Origin of the sequence: Marinobacterium sp. xm-a-127 (assembly GCF_013283425.1) — a bacterium.
Taxonomy (GTDB): domain Bacteria; phylum Pseudomonadota; class Gammaproteobacteria; order Pseudomonadales; family Balneatricaceae; genus Marinobacterium_E.
In genome coordinates this window covers 28,581-54,500 of sequence record NZ_WBYH01000003.1, presented here as the reverse complement: position 1 = coordinate 54,500, position 25,920 = coordinate 28,581, and the positions used below count along the sequence as shown (strand labels likewise).

The following is a 25,920-nucleotide window of genomic DNA, read 5'->3' as shown; positions in this document are numbered from 1 at the left end:
TTCCTCTCCTAGTAGACCAGTTACAGAGACACGCCAGAGAATGACATGAAGCCTAGCGACATCAGACCGACAGTGATGAAGGTGATACCTAGACCACGCAGACCCTCTGGTACATCTGAGTACTTCAGCTTCTCACGAATACCAGCCAAGGCTGTGATCGCAAGTGCCCAACCGATACCTGCGCTCGTGCCGTAAACAACACTCTCACCAAAGGTGTAGTCACGCTCAACCATGAACAGCGCAGCACCCATGATTGCACAGTTAACTGTGATCAGTGGTAGGAAGACACCCAACGCGTTGTAAAGCGCTGGAACGAATTTATCTAGGAACATCTCTAGGATCTGAACGATCGCAGCGATAACGCCGATGTAAGAGATGTAACCTAGGAAGCTAAGGTCAACTTCTGGGTAACCCGCCCAAGCCAATGCCCCTTCACGAAGCAATAGGTTGAAGATCAGGTTGTTTACTGGAGTCGTAATCGCCAATACAACGATAACGGCTACACCTAAACCAAAGGCTGTTTGAACCTTCTTAGAGATCGCCAAGAAGGTACACATTCCCAAGAAGAATGCGAGAGCCATGTTCTCAACGAAGATCGCCTTAACGGCAAGACTGATCATCTGTTCCATTAGTGAGAACCTCCTTTAGTGTTAGCCGCCATTTCAAAATCTGGCGCCTCAACTTGTTTTGGATCCCAAGAGCGGATGATCCAGATGAAGATACCGATTAGGAAGAAGGCACTTGGAGGAAGCAACAATAGACCGTTGCTCTGGTACCAACCACCATTAGTGACTAGCGGAAGAATCTCGATACCGAACAGTGAACCTGCACCAAAGAGTTCGCGGAAGAAACCGACAAACATCAATACAGCGCCGTAACCAAGACCGTTACCAATACCATCTAAGAAGCTTGGTAGTGGTGGGTTCTTCATCGCTAAGGCTTCTGCACGACCCATTACGATACAGTTAGTGATGATCAAACCAACGAATACCGAAAGCTGCTTAGAGATATCGTAAGCGTAGGCTTTCAGGAACTGGTCAACAACGATTACCAAGGATGCAATGATCGTCATCTGAACGATGATACGGATGTTACCCGGGATATGGTTACGAATAATCGACACGAACATGTTCGAGAATGCGGTAACCACAATAACAGCCAACGACATAACCAGTGCCGTTGCCATGTTTGACGTAACCGCTAGTGCAGAACATACACCCAAGATTTGCAGTGCAATTGGGTTGTCCTTAAAGATAGGGGTCGTCAAGATCTCTTTTGACTTAGCCATGATTAAGCGTCTCCTGCACGAAGGTTAGCCAAGAACGGAGCGTAGCCGTTTTTGCCCATCCAGAATTGAACAAGGTTAGTGACACCGTTACCCGTCAACGTTGCACCTGAAAGGCCGTCAACTTTGTACTCAGCGTTAACTGTCGATGAATCAACCTTACCTTTGATCAGCTGAAGCTCTGGCTTCTGCATGTCATTGGCGTAGACTTTTTTGCCCGGCCAGATCGCTTTCCAAGCTGGGTTGTCCACCTCACCACCAAGACCCGGAGTCTCTGCGTGTGAGTAGAAGCCTAGACCGACCACTGTATTTAGATCACCTTCCAATGCTAGGAAGCCGTACAGCGTTGACCAAAGACCGTATCCGTGAACAGGCAGGATGATCTTATCCAGTGCACCGTTATTGCCTTCTACAACGTAGACTGGCATGAAGTTAGGCTGACGCTTGATCGACGCTTTATCATCTTCACGCGACAGTGATTTTGATAGCGCAGGGTCTTTAGCCGCCTTCTGGATATCGAACTTAGCACCGTCTACTGCATCAGTGAACTTGCCTGTTTCCATATCAACAACTTTGGTTGTGATCTGTGCGAACAGCTCATCAACCGATTTGCCTGGTTGCAGAAGACCCGCTGCCGCAAGAATGTTTGTCTTACGGTCAAGATCTTTGTTAGCAACCTGTTTGGGTTTAAGGATGACAGCTGCTGCTGACACCACTACCGAACAGATTACACATAGCAGAACGGTTACCGTAACCGTTTTGCTAATCGTATCGTTATTAGCCGACATTACGTGCGATCCTCCGTTTGATGTTCGCTTGCACCACGAAATTATCGATGAGCGGCGCAAAGAGGTTCGCGAATAGGATCGCGAGCATCATACCTTCTGGGAATGCTGGGTTAACCACGCGGATAAGAACAACCATCACGCCGATTAGAGCACCAAAAACCCACTTACCTTTATCCGTCATTGAGCCAGAAACTGGGTCGGTCGCCATAAAGAACATACCGAACGCGAATCCACCCATAACAAGATGCCAGTAGAAAGGAACGCTGAACATTGGATTGGTTTCAGAACCGATCGCATTGAACAGTAAATTGGTCCCAACCATGCCGAGGAAAACACCGGCAACAATTCGCCACGCGGCAACACGAGCAAACAGCAACACTGCACCACCAATCATGATCGCCAATGTTGAGGTTTCACCCACTGAACCTTGAATCGAGCCTAGGAAAGCATCCATCCAAGTCACGTTTGCAGCAAGAACGCCCTCGATACCACCGGCAGCGGCTAGACCAAGCGGTGTTGCACCTGAGAAGCCATCAACTGCGGTCCAGATCGCATCACCTGACATCTGTGCTGGGTAAGCAAAGAATAGGAATGCACGGCCTGTCAGTGCTGGGTTAAGGAAGTTTTTACCAGTACCACCGAACACCTCTTTACCGATAACAACACCAAAGCTGATGCCCAGTGCGACCTGCCATAGCGGAACAGTCGGAGGAAGAATCAGTGAGAAAAGGATCGAAGTTACGAAGAAACCTTCGTTCACTTCATGGCCACGCTTCATTGCAAATAGGACTTCCCAGAAGCCACCTACAATAAAGGTCGTTGCATAGATGGGTAGCCAGTACATGGCACCATGTAGGATGTTATCCCAGGCGCTTGTTGCGTCGTAACCTGCAAGAGCAGAAATTACAGCACCCCGCCAGCCTTCCGCTTCGGTCAGGCCAAGCACTTCCATTGCGCTGTTTGCTTGGAAGCCAACATTGTACAGGCCAGCAAATACCGCAGGGAAGGTACACATCCAAACCAGGATCATCATACGTTTTAGGTCAACCGCATCACGAACGTGTGAGGCTGTCTTAGTCACGGCACCTGGCGTGTAGAAAATGGTATCTACCGCTTCGTAGAGTGCGTACCAGTTCTCGTACTTACCACCTTTGTGGAAGTGAGGTTCTAAAGAATCAAAAAAACCACGTAAGCTCATAATCTTCTCCTCCTTAGGCTTCTTTCTCTATACGAGAAAGGTTGTCACGAAGGATCTCGCCGTACTCATATTTACCTGGGCAGGCAAAAGTACAGAGCGCCAGATCTTCCTCTTCCAGCTCAAGACAACCAAGGTCCATAGCAACAGCGATATCGCCGACAACCAGTGAACGAAGCAGTTGAGTTGGAAGAATATCTAGGGGCATCAAACGTTCAAACTGACCAGTAGGAACCATGGCACGTTCTGAACCGTTTGTTGTTGTAGTAAAGGCAAACTTTTTACCCGGCTTGAACATAGATACAAACATGTTCATCACAGAGAATTTCTCTGTGCCTGGTGCTACCCAACCCATGAATTCACGTTCTGTGCCTTCACGAAGAACGCTTACCTGGTTGGCGTAACGCGCAAGGTAAGCGGTTGGACCAGACGCTTTAGCACCATTCCAAACAGAGCCATTGATCACACGGTTATCGCCAGCTTTAAGCTGACCAGCCGTCAACTCATCAAGTGACGCACCAACACGTGTTTTAAGCAGCGTAGGCACCTCAACTTGGGGACCCGCTAAAGATAGGTAACGCTCAGTGCTCAAACGACCCGTTGTAAATAACTTACCGATCGCGATCACATCTTGGTAACCCAAGTACCATACCTGCTTGTTACGGTGAACAGGATCAAGGAAGTGAATGTGTGTACCTACGTTGCCGGCAGGGTGAGTACCTTCAAAGGTTTCTGTTGTAACACCAGATACGGAAGGTAGCTCTGTACCTGGAGCTGCACAGAGATAAACGTTGTTGGCTTGGATGCGAGTCAGAACGGTTAGACCCTGTTCAAACGCCTCTTTTTCGGCACTTAGAACAACGCTAGGGTCCATCGCTAATGGATTGGTGTCCATCGCAGTCACAAAGATCGAACTTGGTACCGCATCGACTGCTGGTACCTTACCGAAAGGACGAGTTCTTAGAGAAGCCCACAACCCTGAAGCAATTAGGTTTTCACGAACCTGAGACTCTTCCAAAGAGGCAAGCTCAGAAGCTGCGTAACTAGAAAACTCAACTGCGTCTTCGTCTGAATCCAATTCAATGACGACTGACTGTAGCACTCGACGTTCACCGCGATTAATCGCAGTAACAACCCCTGCACCAGGAGCTGTGAATTGAACGCCATCATTCTTCTTATCAGTAAAGATCACCTGACCGAGTTTTACTCGATCCCCTTCCCGAACCATCATTGTTGGTTTTAGACCAACGTAATCGGCTCCTAGAAGCGCCACAGTTTTAACATCAGCTGAAGGGGATACCTTCTGTTCTGGTGCACCTGTGATAGGCAGATCTAGACCCTTTCTGATCTTGATCATTCGCTTTATTCCAATCCGCTAAAAATTTTTAAAGCCTCGTACTGAAACCATCTCGCTCTTTTGAAGCTCAATCGTACAGACGGACCTTTCCCAAAATCGCGCAAATTATACCTGACAGAGGTTTATTGCCGCTACAGAGGGAGAGGGGCTTTCAGTGATTATGTAGTTAATTTACAGGACAAACAGCTAACTAATTTTGAATAAACAGTTAACGGTTTGTTATATAGATGCTTTTTAAAACCGAAGGCGGGGGTGTTTATGACGGACAGGAATAACCTGTCCGGTTATGTGGAATTATACTACCAACATTAATAAAGGTAGGGACTCCATGCAGGAGCGCGAACATCACCACGAGTATTCGGCATTCTAAATCGTACCTGACCATCCAAAGAGACTGCTGATAGCACACCTTGATTACCCTCTTGCGTTGCATAAAGGACTACGCTGGCATTAGGCGCAATGGTGGGAGACTCTTCCAAACCGGTCTCTGTCAGAATATCGAGTCGATCAGTCTTTAGATCCAATACCGCAACAGAGAAGCGATTACCTGACCCACCTGAGCGGTGAATCAACGCTAGGAAGCGACCGTCAGGGGTCATGCTGGCACGGGCGTTGTAGTTTCCTTCGTAGGTTACTCGAGTCATTTGACGTGTCGCCAAGAATAGACGATAGATCTGTGGCGACCCTCCTCGGTCAGAGGTGAAGAAGAGCGACTCACCATCGGGCGCCCAGCTTGGCTCGGTATCGATCCCATAGTGATTAGTCACTCGTTGCAACTGACCCGAGGTCACATCCAACACATAGATCTCGGCATTACCGTCTTTAGAGAGCACCAGTGCTAGCTTATTGCCATCAGGTGACCAAGCCGGCGCACCATTCAAGCCGGAGAATGATTGGATTCGTTCGCGTTTCCCGGTTGCCAGGTACTGAACATAGATTGATGGACGACCCGTTTCAAACGAAACGTAAGCGATCTTCTTGCCATCCGCGGACCAGCTCGGTGACATGATCGGTTCGCGTGACTCTAAAATTACACGCGGACGGTTGCCATCCCAGTCAGCCATCTCAAGACGGTAGCGAGAGGTTTGACTGGTCAACTGTTCAGCGGTGACGTAGACGATGCGAGTTGAAAAAGCACCACGATTGCCTGTCAGTGCCTGATAGATCTGATCCGCAATAAAGTGAGCCGCATCTCTAAGTTGGTTAATGTCACTCTCTAAAGGCTGGATCATGATGTTCTCCTCTTTAAGAACATCATAAAGTTCATAGCGAAGGCTGACGCGTGTCGCGGAGATCGGCTCGATTTTACCGACCACAAGGAAGTCACTCTTCGTCATTCGCCAATCACGGAAGAAGACCTGGCTGCGCTCAGAAGGCAGGCTTAACATCGCTGATCTTGGTAAAGTAGTGAATAGACCTGAACGTGATAGATCTTGATCGACAATCTGCGCCACATCTTCTGGGAGCGCACCCTGCCCTGTCCACTTAAAAGGGACAACCGCTACCGGTGTTGGCTCAGAAAGACCCTGTGTCACTTCGACAACCAATTCAGCTTTAACGATTAGTGGCGCCCACAACAGAACAAATATCAGGCTTTTAAATTGGTTAAGATTTACCATCTCAATCCCTCAGGTCTAAATTCAATTAACACTCTACGCAAATTACGCTCAAACGTAATCGGGTCGACGCTTGCAATCAACTCATACTGCCCTACACGCTCAATCGCCTGAAGTACTGATCGATCGTAAGCCATGTCACCACTGCTTTTAATAATCTCTGCCAGATCCACTTCACCCGATGGGAAGAAGTGAATCCGCACGGTCGCTGTCATCCCGTTACGTGCTGTAGAGGGCAGACGCCAGTTATCTTCTGTTAGCGTTCGAATGTAGGCACCTACATCAGCGACCGTTTGTGCTGCTCTTTCAGCTGCTGCGGCACGCTGCCTTGCCAGCTCTTCGCGACGTTTTGCTTCAGCCTGCTCCTGGGCTTTACGCTCTGCATCCGCTTTTCGTTTGGCCTCTTCTGCAGCTTTGCGTTTAGCCTCTTCCGCTTGACGCTTCTTAGCTTCCGCCTTTTTCTTAGCCTCTTCAGCGGCTTTTAATTTGGCTTTTTTAGCCTCTGCATCAGCTTTTTTCTTAGCCGCTTCAGCTTTTTTACGCTCTGCAGCTTTACGTTCAGCCTCTGCTCTCTTTTTCTCTTCAGCCGCTTTTTTGCGCTTAGCGTCATCGGCTTTTTTCTTATCAGCGGCTTTTTTAGCATCCGCTTTACGTTTAGCGTCCGCTGCTTTCTTGCGCTTTGCCTCATCGGCTTTGGCTTTCTTGGCTCGTTCCGCGGCTTTTTTCTTCGCAGCCTCTGCAGCTGCTTTATCTTTCATCAATTTCTCTTCAGCGGCTTTCTTTTCAACCAGAGCCGAAAGATCGACCATTCGAGCCTCGATATGTCGCGGCTGCGCTTTACGATCCTCCTCTTGACCGATCCAAACCCCTGAAATAACCACCAACACCAGTGCATGAACCAGTGCAGCAAAAAGGGTTGGCAGAAGATAACTACGATCGAACAAGGATCTACTCCGTCACCAAACCGACTCGTTCAGCTCCAGCACCCTGTAACAGCACCATTAACTGAACCACCTGATCATAGCTCGCTTGACGATCACCTCGAACCAACATCATTTTTCCAGGGTTAACCGAGAGTATCTGCCTGATCTGACCCGCTATCTGTTCGGCACTTTTAGGAACCGTCTCATCTTCACCCAAATTGATGTAGTAAAGTCCTTCTGCATCAACCGTCACGATCAATGGCTCTTCATCTTGAGTCTCTACAGGCTCAGAGGAGGCTTTCGGGAGTTCCACATCAACGCCTTGAGTCAACATAGGAGCTGTCACCATAAAGATAATCAGCAGAACCAAGGTCACATCGATATAGGGTACGACGTTAATCTCTGCATTCAATTTGCGCTTTGTGCGCTGACGCCTAATCATCTTTTACCCTTAACGAGCATGAACGCGACGGTAAAGAATGCTAGAGAACTCATCGGCAAAGGTTTCGTAACTGTTCAACAGAGAATCCACCGATGCTGAGTAACGGTTGTAGGCCACCACGGCCGGAATCGCCGCAAACAGACCTATAGCCGTCGCGACCAAGGCTTCTGAAATACCCGGCGCTACCGAGGCAAGGGTCGCCTGCTGAACGTTAGCCAGACCACGAAACGCATTCATGATACCCCACACGGTTCCAAACAGACCGACATAGGGGCTGGTAGAACCCACCGTTGCAAGGAAAGGAAGGTGCGCTTCGAGCTTCTCCTCTTCACGTGCCATTGCGACACGCATGGCTCGCTGCACACCGTTCATCACCATATCCGGATCAGCATTTGACTGCTGTGTCAGACGTGTAAATTCTTTGAGTCCAGCACGGAAAATATTTTCAGCTCCGCTCTCTGAATTAGGTTCAGCATTGGCTTCGCGGTAGAGCTGACCTAAATCAGCACCCGACCAAAAACGCTCTTCAAATGCTTTAAACGCTTTTTGTGCACCGCTAATGACGCGGCGACGTTGAAAGATAACAACCCAAGATAAAAACGAAGCCGCCAAAAGCGACAACATAACTAACTGGACGACGAAACTCGCACCAAATACGAGACTCCAAATCGACAGCTGATCTTCCACACTCAACTCCTGTTAATCCCAAGCTTCCGGATGCGCTTGGGTGATTGATGTAATTAACTCTTTTGGCCAGCGTTTCGGACGCATGGCTCCAGTGACGGATATCACTTCAACTTCTGCTTGGCAGAGGACTCTATCAGATCCCTCCTTAACAACAGCTTGCAGAAATTTAACACGTGCACCTTGCGGTTTTTTGACGGTTGTTCTGACAATTAACGAATCATCAAGCCTAGCCGGCGCTAAATATTGCGCCTCCACCGAACCAACCACAAAAATCAAATTTTGCTGTGACAGTTCGTGCTGCGACCAACCCGCCGAACGCAACAACTCCGTCCGAGCACGCTCCATAAATTTTAGATAATTAACGTAGTAAACAATACCGCCAAAATCGGTATCTTCTATGTAGACTCTGACAGGCCACTGAAACGCCATAATAAACTAGTTTCCTTCAGGCTTATCGACACCAAAGTATCGGTAAGCATGGTCGGTTAGCACCCGCCCTCTTGGCGTGCGCATGACAAAACCTTGCTGAATCAAATAGGGCTCGAGAACGTCTTCGATGGTGTCACGCTCTTCGCTAATGGCTGCCGCAAGACTGTCCACACCAACAGGACCACCACCAAACTTTTCTAGCATGGCGAGCAGCATTCGACGGTCCATGTGATCAAAACCATGTTGATCGACATTGAGCATATTCAATGCCAGATCAGCCATCTCTTCGGTGATACGCCCATCCCCTTTCACTTCAGAGAAGTCACGTGCACGGCGCAGGAGCCGGTTGGCAATACGAGGAGTACCGCGAGAACGACGTGCAATCTCGTGCGCACCACCCTCATCGATTTCAGAACCACTTAAACGTGCCGTTCGCATGACAATATTGGTCAGATCGGCAATCGAATAGAACTCTAACCGCTGCACAATACCGAAACGATCACGCAGTGGTGACGTCAATAAGCCGGCACGTGTCGTAGCACCGACTAACGTAAAGGGAGGCAGTTCTAATTTAATTGATCGTGCAGCAGGGCCTTCACCGATCATGATATCGAGCTGGTAGTCCTCCATCGCGGGATAGAGTACCTCTTCGACACTGGCACTGAGTCGATGAATCTCGTCTATGAAGAGCACATCTCCCGGCTCAAGATTGGTCAGAAGAGCTGCAATATCACCCGCTTTCTCTAGAACAGGGCCAGAGGTGGTTTTAATCTCGCTGCCCATCTCATTGGCAATAATATTGGCCAGTGTGGTTTTACCCAATCCTGGCGGGCCAAAGATCAAAGTATGATCCAGTGCTTCATTACGCTTGCGAGCGGCATGGATGAAGATCTCCATCTGCTCTCGAACTTGCGGCTGACCTTCATAGTCTTGAAGTGTCTTAGGGCGAACCGCGCGATCATGCACCTCTTCATTGGGTGTCTTAACCGGCGATATAAAACGATCAGGTTCAATCTGCATCTTAGCTTGCCACCATCATCTTTAACGCCTGACGAATCAACGATTCTGTATCGGCCGTCTCACCCAATTCGGTGACCGCTTTTTCAATCGCTTTAGTCGCTTGTAGCGGTTTATAACCCAATGCGACCAGTGCCGTCTCTGCATCCGCCCTGTAATCGACGGTAGGCTTCGCATCTACGACAGGCATAGCAAAATCACTCAGTTCCGCTTCAACACGGGTCGGTAGCTCAAGCCGATCCAGCTTATCCTTCATCTCGATGATTAAACGCTCAGCGGTTTTTTTACCGACACCGGGCAGACGTACCAGGGCTGTACTGTCTTCATGCTGAACCGTTCGAATGAACTCTTGGACGGAGATACCGGAAAGGATAGTCAACGCCAACTTAGGCCCCACCCCATTCACCTTGATCAAGGTTCGAAACAGAGTGCGTTCGTTTTTGTCGGCAAATCCATAAAGAAGCTGTGCATCTTCACGCACAACGAAGTGTGTATACAGCGTTACAAAGGTGCCGACATCCGGCAATTTGTAGAAGGTATTCATGGACGCTTCCAGTTCATAACCGACACCGGAAACATCTATCAGCAACTCTGGAGGTGACTTCTCTACCAATTCACCTGTTAAACGACCTATCACAATCTGACCTCAATAAAGTAACGCATTGATATTATTCGAAAGCATCTACAATCTCCATCGCCCTTTTACTGAACGACGAGTTCCCGCTGTCGCTATTAAGCCTTGACGGGTATAGGCATGACAAAGTGCGATGGCCAACCCATCAGCCGCATCGATCTGTGGCAACCCCGGAAGTGACAAAATACGTTGCACCATCATCTGGACCTGCCCCTTATCCGCAGCGCCAGTTCCAGCTACTGCCTGCTTCACCAGGCGTGCCGCATATTCATGAACCTCTACGCCTCGATTGACGGCCGCTACGATAGCTGCCCCTCTAGCCTGCCCGAGCTTAAGCGCAGAGTCAGCGTTACGAGACATAAAGACCTGCTCTATCGCACACTCTTGAGGCTGGTAGCGCTCAATCAGTTCAGAGACACCGCTAAAGACTTGATTTAACTTATCAGGAAGGGTCGCATCCGCGATTTTGATACAACCACTGGCAACGTACTCAGCCTTATTACCCTGAGCATTGATGATGCCGTATCCGGTAATTCTTGAACCTGGGTCGATTCCCAATATCAGCATCGGTCGCCTGTCGTAGAGATTGTTTTAATGCTGTATATACTAACAGTAGTTGTGATTGAGACCAATACCTTAAACAGACAGCGGTTGACAGGCTAAAGCCAGTCACCGGAGCATTAAATTCGATTAGCAAGTCCAATCGATCGCGGTTTGGCGCGGGGCGCCAATACGCTCCTATAGTAGGACTTTGCAACGATCTCTCTGCGTAGCTCGACTGTAGGAGCGAATTTGAGCGCAGCGAAAAACCGCGATCAACTCGCATCTGCGAGTTGTAAGTCTTTCAGCATTTTCCAGAGACACAAAAAAACCGGCTTACCGCCGGTTTTTTTTAATCAAACACTCGATTAAGGTGTTTTACGCAACTTGATGTTTAGATCACGCAGTTGAGCCGCGCTCACTTCACCCGGCGCTTCAGTCATTGGACATGCCGCTGACTGAGTTTTAGGGAAGGCGATCACTTCACGAATCGAAGTAGAACCTGTCATCAACATAATCAAGCGATCAAGACCGAACGCCAGACCCGCATGTGGTGGCGCACCGAACTTAAGCGCGTTCAATAGGAAGCCAAACTTCTCGTCCGCCTCTTCATCACTGATACCCAGTACTTTGAAGACCGCTTTCTGCATCTCTTGATCGTGGATACGAACCGAACCACCACCAAGCTCACAACCGTTAAGAACCATATCGTAGGCACGTGACAGCTGACCTTCAGGCTGAGCAATCAACTCCTCTGGTGAACAGCTCGGTGCTGTGAATGGGTGGTGAAGCGCTGTCATGCTGCCATCGGAGTTCTCTTCAAACATTGGGAAGTCGACAACCCATAGTGGCGCCCACTCACGCTCAAGCATGTTAAGGTCTTCACCCACTTTGATACGCAGCGCACCCAAGGCTTCGTTAACGATGTTGGCTTTATCCGCACCGAAGAAGACAAGATCACCATCTTTCGCTTCAAGGCGCTCCATAATCTGCAGCGCAATCTCTGCACCCAAGAACTTAACAATTGGAGACTGAAGGCCTTCAGCGCCAGCCGCTAGATCATTCACTTTAATCCACGCCAAACCTTTCGCACCGTAGATTGATACGAACTTAGTGTACTCATCAATCTGCTTACGAGTCAGCTCTGAACCGCCCGGTACTTTAAGAGCCGCGACGCGACCTTTTGGATCCGTTGCTGGGCCAGCAAACACTTTAAAGTCGACAGTTGCGACAAGGTCTGCAACATCAACCAATTCCATAGGAATACGCAGGTCTGGCTTATCAGAACCAAAACGCTGCATCGCCTCAGAGTATGGCATGTGCGGGAACTCGCCTAGATCGATGTTCAATTGATCTTTGAACAGGCCACGGATCATATTTTCAGTGATTGCCATCACCTCGTGCTCATCAAGGAATGAGGTCTCGATATCGATCTGAGTGAACTCTGGCTGACGATCAGCACGCAGGTCTTCATCACGGAAACACTTAGCAATTTGGTAGTAGCGATCAAAGCCAGAGACCATCAGCAGTTGTTTAAACAGCTGTGGTGACTGAGGCAGTGCGAAGAAGCTACCTTCATGAGTACGGCTTGGGACTAGGTAGTCACGTGCACCCTCTGGTGTAGCACGAGTCAGAATCGGCGTTTCGATATCTAGGAAACCTTGATCTTCAAGGTAAGCACGAACCTGGTGAGTCACTTTAGAGCGGAAACGAAGCTTCTCTTGAATCTCTGGACGGCGGAGATCGACGTAGCGGTGACGAAGACGAACATCTTCACCCACTTGCTGGTGCTCATCCAACTGAAAAGGAGGAGTTTCAGCCTTGTTCAGGATGATCAGCTCTTTACCCAGCACCTCGATAGCACCCGTTGGCATATCCGGGTTGGTAGTACCCTCTGGCCGAGCACGAACAAGGCCTTTAACCTCAACTACGAACTCGTTACGGCAGCTATCCGCCAACGCGAAACTCTCTTCGCGATCTGGATCAAACACAACCTGTGTCAAACCCTCACGATCACGAAGATCTAGGAAGATTACGCCACCGTGGTCACGACGACGGTGCACCCAACCTGCCAGGGTAATTTCTTGTCCAATATGTTCTTCACGAAGATCGCCGCAATAGTGGCTGCGCATAACTCTGCTGTCCTATCTACTAAAACCCGCTGAAACGAGTATTAACTAAAATGGTTAGGCCTATGGCCGAAAGGCGGGAATTATACCTGAATTAACAGGCTATTACAGGGCAATTTTTGGTATTTCAAAGAGTATCTTGTGGATTCTAGAGCGGGTGACAGGCTTAAGGCCTGTCACCTTTGGGACGTCAAACTATCTACGAAGAGCGGTAACTGGTTTTCAACCTGTCAAACGCTGATTATACCGCTCTAAACTCAACTTCACCGGTTAACAAGGCATCCAAACGCTCTTTGACAGAGGCTAGCTCATCTGAGCTGTAAGGCTGTGCTGGCACTTTCCCCCAGACTGGTCCTGGCCAAGCAGGATCACTCTCTAACCGGGCGATAACATGTATATGCAATTGGGAAACCATGTTACCTAGATTCGCAACATTCATCTTTTTGGCCGCGAAGATATCGGATAACGCTTGAGCCAGTGCACTGGTCTCCAGCAGCATCTGCTGTTGATCCTCTGCACTGAGATGGTAGATCTCTGTCATACCCGCACGACGAGGTACAAGAATCAGCCAAGGATATTGGCTATCATTCATCAGCAAAACCGAAGAGAGCGGGAAATCACCCAACTTAATCGTATCCGCAGCAAGTTGAGCATCTAACTGAAATTCGAGTTCTAGTTCATCCATTTCTATATACTCCTCGTAACGACCTAACCTTTTCTTAAATATAGACCAAGCAGATGGAAATTAGGACTCATCAATCCATTAATAGTATTGATAAGCATCGTTGGAATGAACTTAAGGATTCCGACTATCCCTTTCTGCGTCATGAATTCTTGGCCGCGATGGAACATTCAGGGTCTGTTTCGACGGAACAGGGTTGGCAACCCTGTCACTTAGAATTAATTGAGGAGGGTGAGACGATTATCTATCTCCCTCTCTATATTAAATACCACTCTTGGGGTGAGTATGTTTTTGATCAGAGTTGGGCAAACGCTTTCCATCAATCCGGCTTAAACTACTATCCAAAGCTTCTAAGCGCAGTCCCTTTTACGCCATCAACCGGCCCGAGATGGGTAGGTAAACTGAAAGCTGAAGAGTCTCTACAGAGAATATCCCAAGCGATTAAAACCTTTGCTAGCGAGTACAAATTAGAGAGCTGGCACCTTCTCTTTCCAAACGACTCATCGATAAAAAGCGCTCTGCCTAGGGATTTGTTAATCAGAAGCGGACTGCAGTATCAGTGGTTTAATAGAGATTATCGTGACTTTAACCACTTCCTAGAAGGGCTCACTTCTCGAAAACGCAAAGAGCTGCGTAAAGAGCGCGAAAAAACCGAGGCGTTTAAATTCATTCACCTCTCAGGTTCAGATATTACCCAAGATCAACTTCAGCAGTTTTACGAACTCTACTCACTCACCTACCTTAAACGGGGACGTGAGCCCTACCTAAATGAGAGTTTCTTTACCGAATTAGTGCACACCATGCCCGAGCAGATGCTGTTTGTCTTTGCACAACTTGACGGAAAAATCGTTGCGGGCGCCCTATCCTTCCATGACAGCAGTACGCTCTATGGTCGCTATTGGGGCTGTTATGAAGAGTATGACGCGCTGCACTTCGAGACCTGCTACTACCAGGGGATCGACTACTGCATTGCACGACAGCTCAAGCGCTTTGACTCAGGTGCACAGGGAGAACATAAGATTAAGCGCGGTTTTGAACCTATATTTACTCACTCTGTACATTGGGTTAATCACCCAGAATTTCACAAAGCGATCGCTAACTTCGTTGATGAGGAGCGGGACTATCTGTCATCACAAAAATCTTACTTATCTGAAAGACTTCCGTTTAAGAACACAGATTTATAGTCTACTCTTATGAAAAGATTCCAGACAATCCATTTAACGGACTAAACATGACACTGCTCAACCAGCTCAAAGACGCTTATCTTATTCGTGACCTTGTAGAAGGAAAGATACGTTACTTTTGGGAATTCCCCTCTGGAGAGCGCGCCAGCGAACTACTGGTCTCTTATGATGCGGCTTATGACTGGTGGCGACAGGCGATTCATGATGCCTATGAAGGCCCCGAACGTCGTACTTCACCTTTTGATCGACGCGCTAACAGTGTTAAACGCGCCAGCGAGGTCAAACATGGGCAAGTGACCGTTCAGTCTTACGGTGGGCGACGCACAACTGATACGCCACCGAAAATTAGAGAGGATCGAGCTGAAGCTAAAATTGAGAGGTTAAAGTCCCAGCTGTCGCATTGGAGTGATCAATAAACGAGCAATCAGTGCAGTGGGGTTTCGTACTTTTTCTGAATCGCAATCAATTGAGGCTGAATATCGAGTGGGGCGTACTTGATCGCTTGATCAAACAGCTCTTTGTTCGCCTCTGATAATCGCTCATCTTCGTCCATCTGTGACAACTGACTCATCGCTTCAAGAAATTTAGGGTGCGGTTTCGTAGCAGACATCACAGACCTCCTGATCCAATAGATTAGATTCTATTGTGGCCTAAAGTATTCACTAGGCAAAGTGCTTTTTAGCGCAGAACAAACTCTACTGTTCCGCGCCTTTAGCTTTGGCTTCGGATGCTCGTAATTGATAATCATCTTCAGGTTTGGAGATCCACCCTTGAAGTTCACGATCAATCAATCCACACAGCATGTTAATGTGTGATGCATCAGAGTTTAGCGCTTCAATGTATTCATAACGCTCACCACCCGCCTCTTCGAAATATTCGCGGTTCTCTTCACCGATCTCTTCAATGGTCTCAAGACAATCAGACGAAAACCCAGGGCAGACCACCTGAACAGATTTCACACCCTGGCCAGGTAGGGATTTAAGCGTCTCATCAGTATATGGCTTCAACCACTCTTCGCGACCAAATCGAGACTGGAAGCAGGTCATGTACTCCCCCTCTTCTAACCCCAAACGATCGGCAATCAGTCGTGTCGTTTTATGACACTGACAGTGGTACGGATCGCCATTTAAAAGGTATCGTTTTGGTACACCATGATAAGAGAGAATGAGTTTATCCGCTCGCCCATGCTCAGCCCAATGAGCTTGGATCTTCTCTGCTACCGCCTCAATGTAAGCAGGTTCATCAGCGTACTGCTGAATAAAACGGAAATCTGGAATCAGACGGCGTTTTTGAAAATCACTCGCTACCGCATCAAAGGTAGAAGCGGTCGTTGAAGCGCTGTATTGCGGATAGAGTGGCAACACTACTAACTTTCGAACACCCGCTTCTTGCATGCGATCTAGCACTGATTCAATCGATGGATTGCCATAACGCATCGCAAAATCAACCACGACGCGATCGCCATACAGCGATTCAAAATGGTTACGGATAGCTTCTGTCTGATTTTTAGTATGAGTAAGAAGCGGTGAGCCTTCGTCCGTCCACACGGTTGAGTAGGCTTCAGCAGAACGCTTCGGGCGTATATTTAAGATGATAAGATTGAGAACCATCCACCAAATTGGACGCGGAACTTCCACGACACGAGGATCCCAAAGAAACTCCTTAAGGTAGCGTTTAAGCGCTTTGGGAGTCGGTGCATCCGGTGTACCCAGATTGGTCACAAGGACGCCGATTTTATCTTTCTGGCTATGAGAAAATTTTGGAAAGCCTTTGTATTTCATCTAAAAAACGCTCTAAATGTTTGATGGTGACAGTGTAGCCAATCTTATGTGAGTGCACCAAGACTGAAATCAGAAAAATCCATACGCACTCTATGGGCTTTACGATCACCTGTAGCAACTGACAATAAAAAACCGGCACATAGCCGGTTTTTTTTGAGTTGACTTGTATTAAGACAATTCGAGTGGCTTGAACGGAACCAAAGTATCCACTTCAGCGTCGTAATCAACACCGTCAATACCGAAGCCGAACAGCTTCAAGAACTCATCTTTGTAGAGTTGGTAATCGGTCAATTCAAACAGATTTTCAGAAGTGACATCTGGCCATAGGGCTTTACACGCCGTTTGAATACTGCCACGAAGCTCCCAATCATCTAGACGGAAGCGGTTGCCTTCGTCCATTTCGCAGCTGTCACCGTAGAGACCGGTGCGGAATAGTCGGTCAATCTGCTCTTGGCACCCTTCATGAACACCTTCAGCACGCATGATTTTGAACACCATAGCTAGATAGAGTGGCATCACAGGAATAGCAGACGAGGCCTGTGTCACAACGGACTTAAGAACCCCTACGTTTGCTTGACCACCCTTTTTCGACAAGCGCGCATTCAATTCAGAGGCAGCACGATCCAAATCCTGCTTCGCTTTACCAAGGGTACCGTGCCAGTAGATCGGCCAAGTGATATCGGTACCAATGTAGCTGTAAGCAACGGTTTTAGCACCGTCAGCCAAAACTCCTGCTTCATCCAGAGCTTCGATCCAAAGCTCCCAATCCTGACCGCCCATCACTTTGACGGTTGCGTCGATCTCTTCTTGATTGGCTGGTTCGACTTCCGCTTCGATGATGACATCTTTGTTAGTATCGATCGCTGTTGAACGGTAGACCTCACCGATCGGCTTCAAGGCAGAACGAATCACCTCACCAGAGTCTGGCATTTTACGAACAGGAGACGCCAGCGAATAGACCACAAGATCAATTTGACCTAAGTCCTCTTTGATCATCTCAATGGTTTTCGCTTTCGCTTCATGAGAGAAAGCGTCGCCGTTAATCGATTTAGCGTAAAGCCCTGCTTCGTGGGCCAGCTTTTCAAAACTCGCCGAGTTATACCAACCCGCGGTACCTGGTTTCTTCTCGGTTCCCTCTTTTTCAAAGAAGACACCAATGGTAGAAGCACCCGCACCAAAGGCTGCTGTTATACGTGAACTCAAACCATAACCCGATGATGCACCTACAATAAGTACACGCTTAGGACCATCAATCGTTCCTTGCGCTTGAGTCTTCGCAATTTGCTCGCGAACGTTTGCTTCACAGCCTGTTGGGTGAGTTGTTGTGCAGATGAAACCGCGAATTTTTGGTTTAATGATCATGGTAGAAAGTTTAGTCCATTCAATATAACGAAACGCAAAGATACCTGATTTATCCCCACTGGGGAATCTTGCGACCTCTCTTGCACCCCATGAAAAAGTGAGTAACCTGTTGCAAAAACCCAATTCCACACTGTTTAGGATGATTTATGGATAATTTACACGGCTACTACTTAGAAGACCTTGAAGTTGGTATGAGCGACAGTTTTGCAAAGACCATTTCTGAGGCAGATGTCTATGGCTTTGCAGGCATTTCGGGTGACACCAATCCTGTACACATCAACGAAGAGTATGCGGCGACAACTCCATTCGGCCAGCGCATTGCCCACGGCATGCTAAGTGCGGCATTAATCTCTACTGTGGCCGGTACGAAACTTCCTGGACCTGGAGCGATCTATGTTGATCAGCAGATTAAGTTCAAGGCACCCCTTTTTATCGGGCAAACAGCGAGAGCAGAAATCACCGTTAAAGAGATCAATGAACGCCGTCGTCGTGTCCTTTGTGACACCAACGTTTATGTTGGCGACAAGGTAATCGCAACGGGTGAAGCAACCTTTATGGTGGACGCCCGTCCAGAGGCTTAAAGAGCCTAACAGCCTGTGTAAGACCATTGATTGAGACTCACAGGCTGACTTCCCCTTTCCACTTCTGTATGATCGCCAACCACTAAATCGTCGTACAGCGACATCTACGACACAATAATAAAAAAACACGGTCACACATTTATGAATAAAGTGCTTATCAGCGCCTGTCTTTTGGGCGAAAACGTTCGATACGATGGACGTCACAACCTCATTAATCACCCCCTGCTAGAGAGGCTACAAAACGAAGATCGCCTCGTTAGGATCTGTCCCGAGGTCGCCGGTGGTCTCACTGTCCCTCGCCCCTACGCCACTATTGCTCGTCGTATTCCGGTTGAAGTCATCACAGATGAAGGCGAAGACGTTACTCCGCAGTTTGTTCTTGGCGCCGAGCTCACAGCAGAACTGGCAAAGCGAGAGGGGTGCGTTGCGGCTTTGATGAAAGCAGATAGCCCAGCCTGTGGTAATCGCGACATCTCAGGCGCTGCCTTCAGTGGTAAAGAGGCGTCTGGCGCTGGTATTGCAGCGCAAGAGGTCATTGAGTCTGGCATCCCAGTCTTTAATGAGACGGAAATTGATCGCTTAGAAGCGATGTTAGAAGAGCTAGATTTAGTATCTGAAACCGCATAATTGTTTTTAAAACTTGTAGCCGAAAGAGCCCATCCTTAAACTATGGGCTCTTTTTATTTGAGCTGGAAACAATTTCACCATGCGTGCTAGTCAATTTCTTATTGCGACCGTCAAAGAGACTCCTGCTGATGCAGAGGTTATCAGTCATCAGTTAATGCTTCGTGCGGGCCTCATCCGCAAACTGGCATCAGGCCTATACACCTGGCTACCGATGGGTCTTAAAACACTGCGCAAGGTTGAAAAGATCATTCGCGAAGAGCTCGATGCTTCGGGTGCTCAGGAGCTACTGATGCCTGCGATTCAGCCGGCTGAATTGTGGCAAGAGTCAGGCCGCTGGGAACAGTACGGACCTGAACTGCTCCGTTTGAAAGATCGTCACCAGCGTGATTTCTGTGTTGGACCGACTCACGAAGAGGTGATTACCGATCTGGTTCGCAACCAGCTTAAGAGTTACAAACAGCTACCGGCTAACTTTTACCAAATTCAAACCAAATTCCGTGATGAGATTCGTCCGCGTTTCGGTGTAATGCGCTCACGTGAATTTGTTATGAAGGATGGCTACTCCTTCCACATCAACCAAGAGTCACTACAGAAGACGTACGACGACTACTTTGATGCTTACGTTCGCATCTTCGACCGCCTTAACCTAGATTACCGTCCAGTCATTGCCGATAACGGTTCTATTGGGGGTACCGGCTCTCATGAGTTTCACGTTCTTGCCGCTTCTGGTGAAGATGATATCGCCTTCTCTGACAGCAGCGATTACGCAGCCAATGTTGAAATGGCGGAAGCAATCGCACCTAAAGCCGCTCCGGATGCACCTACAGAAGAGATGCGTTTGGTTGACACGCCTGACGCTAAAACCATTGCCGCGCTCGTTGAACAGCACAACCTACCGATCGAGAAGACGATTAAAACCTTAATGGTCAAAGCGTCGGACGAGGTTGATTCAGAGATCGTTGCCCTTCTGGTTCGTGGCGACCATGAGTTAAATGAGATTAAGGCGGAGAAGCAGCCTGAAGTTGCCTCTCCTCTGACCATGGCAACTGAGGAAGAGATCCGTGCAATTGTGGGCGCCGGCCCTGGCTCCCTTGGTCCAGTCAACCTTCCTATGCCAATCGTTATTGATCGTGCAGTGGCGTGCGCGTCGGACTTTGGTGCCGGTGCTAACATCGATGGTAAACACTATTTCGGAATTAACTGGGAGCGTGATCTTCCAACCCCACGCGTTGCAGACCTTCGCAACGTGCAGGTTGGCGATCCAAGTCCAGACGGCAAAGGTACGCTGAACATTCGTCGCGGTATCGAAGTGGGACACATTTTCCAGTTGGGCTTGAAGTACTCCGAAGCGATGAATGCAACGGTATTGGATGAAAACGGAAAAGCGGTGCCAATGACTATGGGTTGTTACGGTATCGGTGTTACTCGTGTCGTTGCAGCTGCCATTGAGCAGAATCACGATGAGAACGGCATCATCTGGCCTGAATCCCTAGCACCTTTCACCGTTGCTCTGGTACCACTGAACTACGATAAATCTGATGACGTAAAAGCGTTATCGGACAAACTCTACTCAGAACTGAAGGCTAAGGGCGTTGATGTACTACTAGACGACCGCAAAGAGCGCCCAGGGGTTAAATTTGCTGACATGGAGCTAACAGGCATTCCACACCGCCTGGTGATCTCTGACCGCGGTATTGCAGCCGGCCAACTTGAGTACAAAGGCCGTCGTGACGCTAAAGCCTCTGATCTTCCACTGGATAATGCCGTGGACGCGCTGATCGCGAAACTGGGCCAATAAGGAACTATTTCAATGAGCATCACTATTCTTCACAACCCTCGCTGTTCTAAATCACGTCAAACTTTGGCACTGGTTGAAGAGCAAGGTGCTGAACTCACCGTTCGTGAATATTTAAAAGAGCCTCTATCCGCCGATGAGCTGCGCCAACTGATCGCTGCACTGGGTGTCACACCTATCGACTTAGTCCGCACCAAAGAGGATGAGTTCAAGTTGGCCGGTCTGACTAAAGAGTCCTCAGCTGATGCATTGATTGCCGCTATGGTTGAGTACCCAAAACTGATGGAGCGTCCCGTTGTGATCAACGGTGACAAGGCGCGCATTGGCCGCCCTCCTGAGCAAGTATTAGAGATTCTGTAATATGTCTGCGCCGTACGTACTGGTTCTATTCTACAGTCGTCATGGCGCGACCCGTGCGCTGGCTGAATCGATCGCACTGGGCATTGAACAATCTGGTATTAACGCTCAAATAAGAACCGTTCCGGATGCAGAAACGTCTGACCTCGCAGATAGTGAAGGGACACTCTATGTCACACAGGACGATTTAAGAGAGTGCTCAGGCCTAGCATTAGGAAGTCCAACCCGGTTTGGTCATATGGCCAGTGCGTTAAGCGCATTTATCGAGACGACCACGTCAGAGTGGCTGTCTGGCTCGCTGATCGATAAACCGGCAACACTGTTCACCTCATCCAGCTCACTGCATGGCGGTCAAGAGAGTACGCTGCTCTCTATGGCTCTGCCTTTGATCCATCAAGGAATGCTGTTAGTCGGTGTTCCCTATAATGTTGCTGAACTGCACTCAACCACCCGTGGTGGCACACCTTACGGTGCCAGTCAGGTATCGCAAAACAGTCACCGCCTATCACAAGACGAACAGAGAATTGCCGTCGCTCAGGGTAAACGTTTAGGTACCCTAGCGCAGCGTTTGAGCAGTCGTTAAAGGAGTTAACATGTCTCTACAACGCAAAGCGTCAATCAGTGGTTTAATTACCCGTGTCAGCTTTATCGCCCTTTTAATCTTCTACACTCTACGTTTCTTATGGTTAGCACCGAGTTCTGGAGATAACCCTTGGGTGATTTGGCTGGTTCACTTACTGCCACTGATCGGTTTTACACCCGCTATATTAAAGGGCACACCGCGTCCTCACGCTTGGCTCTGCTTCGTATTGCTGCTCTATTTCTTGGGCAGTGTACTGACGGCTATCCAACCCCATTTAGCCCTCTATGGTGTGATTGAAGTGTTGTTGATTTCGACTCTGTTTACCGCTGCGATGATGTATACACGCTGGCAGAGTCGCTGGCTGCGTGAGCAAACCAGTCACTGATGGACAGCCAAACCCTGCGACGAATACGTTCGAGCTTTCCTATCCTCAATACACGAGTTGATGGGAAACCCCTGATCTACTTCGATAACGGGGCTACCACTCAAAAACCGCGCGAAGTGATCGATGCAATAACTCAGTTTTATCGGAAAGAGAATGCCAATGTTCACCGTGCGGCTCACCACCTGAGCAGCCTAGCAACCGCACACTTTGAACAGGCTCGAGGTCAATTAGCACAGTTCATTAATGCTAAACCCAATGAAATTGTCTGGACTCGAGGTGCAACCGAAGGTCTCAATCTCGTCGCCGAGAGTTACCTAAGACCCATTCTCAAGGCAGGTGATCGCATTGTTATCGCTATCTCTGCTCATCACGCTGCGATTCTTCCGTTTCAGCGATTAGCGCAGCAGGTTGGCGCCCACTTAGACGTCATCGAACTGACAGCGTCAGGTGAACTCAATTCAGATCAGTACCAAAGCTACCTTAAACTCAATCCAAAACTGGTGGTACTACCCCACGCCTCCAATGTCCTAGGCACCGTCTACCCCATTAAAGAGATGGTAAAACTGGCCAAGAGAGAGGGCCTAACGACTCTGATCGATGGGGCTCAAGCGGCACCGCACCTGGTCTTGGACATGCAGGATCTTGACGCTGATTTTTATGCGTTTTCGGGTCACAAGATGTTTGGTCCGACCGGTATTGGGGTTCTTTACGGGAAAGAGGCTCTGCTTAATGCGATGCCCCCTTGGCAAGTTGGCGGCGAGATGATTGAGTCGGTCAGCTTAACTGAGACCCAGTATGCCGAGGCGCCGCTGCGCTTTGAAGCGGGCACGCCCGATATTGCCGGCGCCATTGGATTGGCAGCTGCCGCTGAGTACCTAAACAATCTAGACCGTGCAGAGATAGAAGAGCACGAGCAGCAACTGACCAGTCACCTCTTGCAGGGACTCAAATCCATAGAGGGGATTAAAATACTCCCTGCTGGAGAGTTCAGCTTACCCATTGTGAGTTTCTATCATGAGACGATCAATGCCGACGACATAGCCGCTCAACTCGATGCACAGGGCATCGCTGTTCGTGCCGGTAGCCACTGCGCGCAACCGCTCATGCAGTCATTTGGATTGCACTCTTCTGTGCGCATCTCTTTAGCGTTTTATAACACAATTGAAGAGCTAGACACTTGTATCGCCCTTTTGCGTTCACTCTGTAGCCATCAACCTGTGACGAGTGATGAGACATCGAATAGCGATTCAGCAAAGCTTTGGATAGAACAGGTTGAGCAAGCGAAAGATTGGCCAACACGACTGAATGCACTGATGAGTTTGGGATCAGTCTCAATAGACCCAAGCCTAAAGCGACCAGAAAATCTCGTCACCGGTTGTGCCAGTCAGACTTGGCTAAAACTGAGTAGTGAAAAGGGTTTTATTCAGTTCGATGGGTGCTCAGAGAGCCGTCAGATTACTGCTCTGATTCAGCTTTTTAAGCACCAGATTGATCAGGGATCCACTGTCGAACAGATCAAGACTTACCTAACGGACCTTGGCTTGGAAAGGCAGTTGAGTCGCACGCGTGGCAACGCCATTCAACGTTTGATTGAATGGCTAGAGTCTCACGACTCCTGAGAAAGGTTTCGCCACACAGCGCCGTCTGATTTCTTATCCAGCATATCCAAAAAACGTTCGTGCTCAGTGAGGTCATCTTCACTCGCTTTCAACACTTTAAGACCAGAAACCTGTTCAGGAGTAAGGCGTCTGATTCGCTGTCCACCACCCTCTTCATCTTGCCCATCCACCGATAGACTCAAGGCGGTTTGACCACCCGTAATCGCCAAATAGACATCGGCTAGGATTTCAGAGTCGAGCAAGGCGCCGTGCAATTCACGGTGCGAGTTATCTATAAAGTACCGACGACAGAGAGCATCTAGGTTGTTCTTCTGACCAGGGTGTTTTTTACGCGCTAAGGCTAAGCTGTCGGTAATCGTACAGAACTCTTCGATGCGCTCTTTAATCCCGTTGCGCTCAAACTCCTTATTAATGAAGCCGACATCGAACGACGCGTTATGGATGATCAGTTCGGCACCACGCACGTATTCAATGAATTCGTGCATCACAACATTGAACTTAGGCTTGTCTGCCAAAAATTCATTGGTAATGCCGTGGACCTGCATCGCCTCAGCATCAACCTCACGATCGGGCAGAATGTATTGATGGTAGTTGTTACCGGTTAAGCGGCGTGCCACCATCTCCACACAACCGATCTCGATGATGTTGTGACCCTCTTCGGGCTCAAGACCGGTGGTTTCAGTATCGAGTGCAATTTGACGACTCATTAGAGCTGTTCCTCATATCCGCGATTAGCCAACTGATCGGCTCGTTCATTACCTGGATCACCACTATGGCCCTTAACCCATCGCCACTCAATGTCATGTTGTTGTGTCGCCTGATGAAGTCGCTGCCAAAGCTCGGCATTTTTAACCGGCTTGCCCTGGGAGTTTTTCCAATTTCGCTTCATCCAGCCGTGGATCCACTCTGTGATCCCTTTGCGCAGGTATTCCGAATCTGTGTAGAGAATTACCTTAGAGGGTCGTTTTAAACACTCTAGCGATTCGATAGCCGCCATGATCTCCATGCGATTATTGGTGGTTTCATGCTCCCCACCCCACATCTCTTTCTCAGCACCGCCATAACTTAATAGCGCACCCCAACCACCAGGCCCAGGATTACCTTTACAGGCCCCGTCGGTATATATCGTGACTACTTTCAACTCTTATTTCGCCTTACACCAGCACTTGTTGCTTTAGATTCTATCACTTGTAACTTGCCAAGTAGACGACGATTCCACTGCGGTTGCAGTGGTGTGAGACCCGCTACATCTTTTCTTGCTGTTATTGTGAATAGATTGCCGGATTTAAACGGCAACGCCTTAATCACCTTGGCCACAGGCCTGATCCGTTGCCGCCACTGGTTACTCTCCAGAGGGTAGTTGAACTCTTTAGAGTCCCCACCTAAGGATGAGAGCTGCAGCAACTTAAACCAATCGCCTAAACGGTGTTGCGAGATAAATTGGGCACGCCAAGGGGCGCCCTGATTTCTCTTAAACTGTGAGTGCAACCCTAACCAGGAGGTCGGATTAAAACCCAACAAAATCAGATGACCACCAGGGCGAAGGATACGGGCCGCTTCACGAATAACTTGGTGTGGATCCGCAGAAAACTCATGAGCATGGTGCAATACCAAAATATCAATGACCGCCGACTGCACGGGCAGCTCTTCTGGCGTTGCAATTAGGGTTCGTTCTTCCATCCCTAGCTCAACTCTAGGAGCAACCAATACAGCGTGCTGAGCTCTGGCTGTATCACAGAGCCACTGACGACCGTCCAAAGTAACCTGTAATAGACGACTGCCCTGCACGGAGAGCAATGCACGCTCGATCATCTGGCGCTCTTGTGCCAAAAACTGCTGCCCCAACTCTGAGTCGTACCAGGCTTGCAGTTCGCTGACTGCGTTCAAATCAGTCACACTACTCATCGTTTTCACCTTCAAAT

Annotated in this window: 30 protein-coding genes; 9 read left to right on the top strand and 21 right to left on the bottom strand. The window is 48.8% G+C overall.

From position 1 onward, the window contains the following. Positions 1-20: 20 nt before the first annotated feature. The 15 genes from nqrE to XMA127_RS06120 all read right to left on the bottom strand — a co-directional run bounded on the left by nqrE (position 21) and on the right by XMA127_RS06120 (position 13,727). The gene (nqrE, locus tag XMA127_RS06190) at positions 21-629 is read right to left on the bottom strand and encodes an NADH:ubiquinone reductase (Na(+)-transporting) subunit E (protein ID WP_173482075.1); all 609 of its coding nucleotides are present in this window, start codon (positions 627-629) and stop codon (positions 21-23) included. Continuing rightward, positions 629-1,288 (bottom strand): NADH:ubiquinone reductase (Na(+)-transporting) subunit D, encoded by a 660-nt coding sequence (locus XMA127_RS06185; RefSeq protein WP_173499063.1) that lies wholly within the window; start codon positions 1,286-1,288, stop codon positions 629-631. Before XMA127_RS06185 ends, nqrE begins: the two co-directional genes overlap by 1 nt. A gap of 2 nt (positions 1,289-1,290) precedes the next feature. Beyond that, a complete protein-coding gene (locus tag XMA127_RS06180) occupies positions 1,291-2,073 on the bottom strand; it encodes a Na(+)-translocating NADH-quinone reductase subunit C (RefSeq protein ID WP_173483483.1) in 783 nt (260 codons plus the stop codon). Further along, positions 2,063-3,271, bottom strand: coding sequence for an NADH:ubiquinone reductase (Na(+)-transporting) subunit B (locus tag XMA127_RS06175; protein ID WP_173499062.1), 1,209 nt, complete (start codon positions 3,269-3,271; stop codon positions 2,063-2,065). The genes XMA127_RS06180 and XMA127_RS06175 overlap by 11 nt, the downstream gene beginning before the upstream one ends. Before the next feature lie 13 nt (positions 3,272-3,284). After that, positions 3,285-4,625, bottom strand: a complete 1,341-nt coding sequence (locus tag XMA127_RS06170) for a Na(+)-translocating NADH-quinone reductase subunit A (protein WP_173482079.1) — start codon at positions 4,623-4,625, stop codon at positions 3,285-3,287. Positions 4,626-4,933: 308 nt separating this feature from the next. Continuing rightward, positions 4,934-6,244 (bottom strand): Tol-Pal system beta propeller repeat protein TolB, encoded by a 1,311-nt coding sequence (gene tolB, locus XMA127_RS06165; protein ID WP_173482080.1) that lies wholly within the window; start codon positions 6,242-6,244, stop codon positions 4,934-4,936. After that, positions 6,238-7,185 (bottom strand): cell envelope integrity protein TolA, encoded by a 948-nt coding sequence (tolA, locus tag XMA127_RS06160; protein ID WP_173484069.1) that lies wholly within the window; start codon positions 7,183-7,185, stop codon positions 6,238-6,240. The genes tolB and tolA overlap by 7 nt, the downstream gene beginning before the upstream one ends. A gap of 4 nt (positions 7,186-7,189) precedes the next feature. After that, positions 7,190-7,606 (bottom strand): protein TolR, encoded by a 417-nt coding sequence (tolR, locus tag XMA127_RS06155; protein WP_173482082.1) that lies wholly within the window; start codon positions 7,604-7,606, stop codon positions 7,190-7,192. A gap of 9 nt (positions 7,607-7,615) precedes the next feature. Then, positions 7,616-8,293 (bottom strand): protein TolQ, encoded by a 678-nt coding sequence (gene tolQ, locus XMA127_RS06150; protein ID WP_173482083.1) that lies wholly within the window; start codon positions 8,291-8,293, stop codon positions 7,616-7,618. Positions 8,294-8,305: 12 nt separating this feature from the next. Beyond that, positions 8,306-8,722 (bottom strand): tol-pal system-associated acyl-CoA thioesterase, encoded by a 417-nt coding sequence (gene ybgC, locus XMA127_RS06145; RefSeq protein ID WP_173482084.1) that lies wholly within the window; start codon positions 8,720-8,722, stop codon positions 8,306-8,308. Between the two features lie 6 nt (positions 8,723-8,728). Then, positions 8,729-9,742 carry a Holliday junction branch migration DNA helicase RuvB gene (gene ruvB / locus XMA127_RS06140; RefSeq protein WP_173482085.1) on the bottom strand — a complete coding sequence of 338 codons (1,014 nt, stop codon included), beginning with the start codon at positions 9,740-9,742 and terminating at the stop codon, positions 8,729-8,731. Between the two features lies 1 nt (position 9,743). Beyond that, a complete protein-coding gene (gene ruvA, locus XMA127_RS06135; RefSeq protein WP_173484070.1) occupies positions 9,744-10,376 on the bottom strand; it encodes a Holliday junction branch migration protein RuvA in 633 nt (210 codons plus the stop codon). Between the two features lie 45 nt (positions 10,377-10,421). Beyond that, complete coding sequence (gene ruvC / locus XMA127_RS06130; protein ID WP_173484071.1) at positions 10,422-10,940, bottom strand: crossover junction endodeoxyribonuclease RuvC; 519 nt, start codon at positions 10,938-10,940, stop codon at positions 10,422-10,424. A 341-nt stretch (positions 10,941-11,281) separates the two neighbouring features. After that, positions 11,282-13,045, bottom strand: coding sequence for an aspartate--tRNA ligase (gene aspS / locus XMA127_RS06125; RefSeq protein ID WP_173482088.1), 1,764 nt, complete (start codon positions 13,043-13,045; stop codon positions 11,282-11,284). A 238-nt stretch (positions 13,046-13,283) separates the two neighbouring features. Then, on the bottom strand, positions 13,284-13,727 hold the full coding sequence (locus XMA127_RS06120; protein ID WP_173482089.1) for an HIT domain-containing protein: 444 nt from the start codon (positions 13,725-13,727) through the stop codon (positions 13,284-13,286). A 53-nt stretch (positions 13,728-13,780) separates the two neighbouring features. Here XMA127_RS06120 and XMA127_RS06115 point away from each other — a divergent pair, with 53 nt between their 5' ends. Then, positions 13,781-14,908, top strand: coding sequence for a GNAT family N-acetyltransferase (locus XMA127_RS06115; RefSeq protein WP_173482090.1), 1,128 nt, complete (start codon positions 13,781-13,783; stop codon positions 14,906-14,908). A gap of 47 nt (positions 14,909-14,955) precedes the next feature. Continuing rightward, on the top strand, positions 14,956-15,324 hold the full coding sequence (locus XMA127_RS06110; RefSeq protein ID WP_173482091.1) for a hypothetical protein: 369 nt from the start codon (positions 14,956-14,958) through the stop codon (positions 15,322-15,324). Between the two features lie 8 nt (positions 15,325-15,332). On the opposite strand, the gene XMA127_RS06105 is transcribed toward XMA127_RS06110, so the two are convergent. From XMA127_RS06105 to fabV, 3 genes are all read right to left on the bottom strand, one after another. Then, on the bottom strand, positions 15,333-15,518 hold the full coding sequence (locus tag XMA127_RS06105; RefSeq protein WP_173482092.1) for a hypothetical protein: 186 nt from the start codon (positions 15,516-15,518) through the stop codon (positions 15,333-15,335). 85 nt (positions 15,519-15,603) lie between these two features. Then, positions 15,604-16,689: a ferrochelatase gene (gene hemH, locus XMA127_RS06100; RefSeq protein ID WP_173482093.1), complete on the bottom strand. Its 1,086-nt coding sequence runs from the start codon at positions 16,687-16,689 to the stop codon at positions 15,604-15,606. Between the two features lie 168 nt (positions 16,690-16,857). Further along, complete coding sequence (fabV, locus tag XMA127_RS06095; RefSeq protein ID WP_173484072.1) at positions 16,858-18,051, bottom strand: enoyl-ACP reductase FabV; 1,194 nt, start codon at positions 18,049-18,051, stop codon at positions 16,858-16,860. A 146-nt stretch (positions 18,052-18,197) separates the two neighbouring features. Between fabV and XMA127_RS06090 the strand changes: the two genes are divergently transcribed. The 7 genes from XMA127_RS06090 (at position 18,198) to XMA127_RS06060 (ending at position 23,998) form a co-directional block, all read left to right on the top strand. Further along, positions 18,198-18,632 (top strand): MaoC family dehydratase, encoded by a 435-nt coding sequence (locus XMA127_RS06090; protein ID WP_173483480.1) that lies wholly within the window; start codon positions 18,198-18,200, stop codon positions 18,630-18,632. A gap of 141 nt (positions 18,633-18,773) precedes the next feature. Continuing rightward, complete coding sequence (locus XMA127_RS06085) at positions 18,774-19,259, top strand: DUF523 domain-containing protein (protein WP_173482096.1); 486 nt, start codon at positions 18,774-18,776, stop codon at positions 19,257-19,259. A 79-nt stretch (positions 19,260-19,338) separates the two neighbouring features. Next, on the top strand, positions 19,339-21,057 hold the full coding sequence (locus XMA127_RS06080; RefSeq protein ID WP_173484073.1) for a proline--tRNA ligase: 1,719 nt from the start codon (positions 19,339-19,341) through the stop codon (positions 21,055-21,057). Positions 21,058-21,069: 12 nt separating this feature from the next. Then, a complete protein-coding gene (gene arsC / locus XMA127_RS06075; protein ID WP_173483478.1) occupies positions 21,070-21,414 on the top strand; it encodes an arsenate reductase (glutaredoxin) in 345 nt (114 codons plus the stop codon). Between the two features lies 1 nt (position 21,415). Then, positions 21,416-21,994 carry an NAD(P)H:quinone oxidoreductase gene (gene wrbA, locus XMA127_RS06070; RefSeq protein ID WP_173483477.1) on the top strand — a complete coding sequence of 193 codons (579 nt, stop codon included), beginning with the start codon at positions 21,416-21,418 and terminating at the stop codon, positions 21,992-21,994. A gap of 10 nt (positions 21,995-22,004) precedes the next feature. After that, positions 22,005-22,379, top strand: coding sequence for a DUF2069 domain-containing protein (locus XMA127_RS06065; protein WP_173482100.1), 375 nt, complete (start codon positions 22,005-22,007; stop codon positions 22,377-22,379). Next, positions 22,379-23,998: a SufS family cysteine desulfurase gene (locus XMA127_RS06060; RefSeq protein WP_173482101.1), complete on the top strand. Its 1,620-nt coding sequence runs from the start codon at positions 22,379-22,381 to the stop codon at positions 23,996-23,998. The genes XMA127_RS06065 and XMA127_RS06060 overlap by 1 nt, the downstream gene beginning before the upstream one ends. Here the strand turns inward: XMA127_RS06060 and dnaQ are convergent. Genes dnaQ through XMA127_RS06045 form a run of 3 tightly spaced genes read right to left on the bottom strand, consistent with a single transcriptional unit; the run spans position 23,986 to position 25,903 of the window. Then, complete coding sequence (gene dnaQ, locus XMA127_RS06055) at positions 23,986-24,705, bottom strand: DNA polymerase III subunit epsilon (RefSeq protein ID WP_173499061.1); 720 nt, start codon at positions 24,703-24,705, stop codon at positions 23,986-23,988. The two genes, XMA127_RS06060 and dnaQ, sit on opposite strands and share 13 nt — an antisense overlap. Next, the gene (rnhA, locus tag XMA127_RS06050) at positions 24,705-25,139 is read right to left on the bottom strand and encodes a ribonuclease HI (RefSeq protein WP_173483475.1); all 435 of its coding nucleotides are present in this window, start codon (positions 25,137-25,139) and stop codon (positions 24,705-24,707) included. The genes dnaQ and rnhA overlap by 1 nt, the downstream gene beginning before the upstream one ends. Then, positions 25,136-25,903 (bottom strand): class I SAM-dependent methyltransferase, encoded by a 768-nt coding sequence (locus tag XMA127_RS06045; RefSeq protein WP_173482104.1) that lies wholly within the window; start codon positions 25,901-25,903, stop codon positions 25,136-25,138. Before XMA127_RS06045 ends, rnhA begins: the two co-directional genes overlap by 4 nt. Positions 25,904-25,920 lie beyond the last annotated feature (17 nt).

Coding starts and splice junctions, on each gene's coding strand:
- nqrE (WP_173482075.1), bottom strand. CDS start 629: ATGGAACAGATGATCAGTCTTGCCGTTAAGGCGATCTTCGTTGAGAAC.
- XMA127_RS06185 (WP_173499063.1), bottom strand. CDS start 1,288: ATGGCTAAGTCAAAAGAGATCTTGACGACCCCTATCTTTAAGGACAAC.
- XMA127_RS06180 (WP_173483483.1), bottom strand. CDS start 2,073: ATGTCGGCTAATAACGATACGATTAGCAAAACGGTTACGGTAACCGTT.
- XMA127_RS06175 (WP_173499062.1), bottom strand. CDS start 3,271: ATGAGCTTACGTGGTTTTTTTGATTCTTTAGAACCTCACTTCCACAAA.
- XMA127_RS06170 (WP_173482079.1), bottom strand. CDS start 4,625: ATGATCAAGATCAGAAAGGGTCTAGATCTGCCTATCACAGGTGCACCA.
- tolB (WP_173482080.1), bottom strand. CDS start 6,244: ATGGTAAATCTTAACCAATTTAAAAGCCTGATATTTGTTCTGTTGTGG.
- tolR (WP_173482082.1), bottom strand. CDS start 7,606: ATGATTAGGCGTCAGCGCACAAAGCGCAAATTGAATGCAGAGATTAAC.
- ybgC (WP_173482084.1), bottom strand. CDS start 8,722: ATGGCGTTTCAGTGGCCTGTCAGAGTCTACATAGAAGATACCGATTTT.
- ruvB (WP_173482085.1), bottom strand. CDS start 9,742: ATGCAGATTGAACCTGATCGTTTTATATCGCCGGTTAAGACACCCAAT.
- ruvC (WP_173484071.1), bottom strand. CDS start 10,940: ATGCTGATATTGGGAATCGACCCAGGTTCAAGAATTACCGGATACGGC.
- aspS (WP_173482088.1), bottom strand. CDS start 13,045: ATGCGCAGCCACTATTGCGGCGATCTTCGTGAAGAACATATTGGACAA.
- XMA127_RS06120 (WP_173482089.1), bottom strand. CDS start 13,727: ATGGATGAACTAGAACTCGAATTTCAGTTAGATGCTCAACTTGCTGCG.
- XMA127_RS06115 (WP_173482090.1), top strand. CDS start 13,781: ATGGAAATTAGGACTCATCAATCCATTAATAGTATTGATAAGCATCGT.
- XMA127_RS06110 (WP_173482091.1), top strand. CDS start 14,956: ATGACACTGCTCAACCAGCTCAAAGACGCTTATCTTATTCGTGACCTT.
- XMA127_RS06105 (WP_173482092.1), bottom strand. CDS start 15,518: ATGTCTGCTACGAAACCGCACCCTAAATTTCTTGAAGCGATGAGTCAG.
- hemH (WP_173482093.1), bottom strand. CDS start 16,689: ATGAAATACAAAGGCTTTCCAAAATTTTCTCATAGCCAGAAAGATAAA.
- fabV (WP_173484072.1), bottom strand. CDS start 18,051: ATGATCATTAAACCAAAAATTCGCGGTTTCATCTGCACAACAACTCAC.
- XMA127_RS06090 (WP_173483480.1), top strand. CDS start 18,198: ATGGATAATTTACACGGCTACTACTTAGAAGACCTTGAAGTTGGTATG.
- XMA127_RS06085 (WP_173482096.1), top strand. CDS start 18,774: ATGAATAAAGTGCTTATCAGCGCCTGTCTTTTGGGCGAAAACGTTCGA.
- XMA127_RS06080 (WP_173484073.1), top strand. CDS start 19,339: ATGCGTGCTAGTCAATTTCTTATTGCGACCGTCAAAGAGACTCCTGCT.
- arsC (WP_173483478.1), top strand. CDS start 21,070: ATGAGCATCACTATTCTTCACAACCCTCGCTGTTCTAAATCACGTCAA.
- wrbA (WP_173483477.1), top strand. CDS start 21,416: ATGTCTGCGCCGTACGTACTGGTTCTATTCTACAGTCGTCATGGCGCG.
- XMA127_RS06065 (WP_173482100.1), top strand. CDS start 22,005: ATGTCTCTACAACGCAAAGCGTCAATCAGTGGTTTAATTACCCGTGTC.
- XMA127_RS06060 (WP_173482101.1), top strand. CDS start 22,379: ATGGACAGCCAAACCCTGCGACGAATACGTTCGAGCTTTCCTATCCTC.
- dnaQ (WP_173499061.1), bottom strand. CDS start 24,705: ATGAGTCGTCAAATTGCACTCGATACTGAAACCACCGGTCTTGAGCCC.
- XMA127_RS06045 (WP_173482104.1), bottom strand. CDS start 25,903: ATGAGTAGTGTGACTGATTTGAACGCAGTCAGCGAACTGCAAGCCTGG.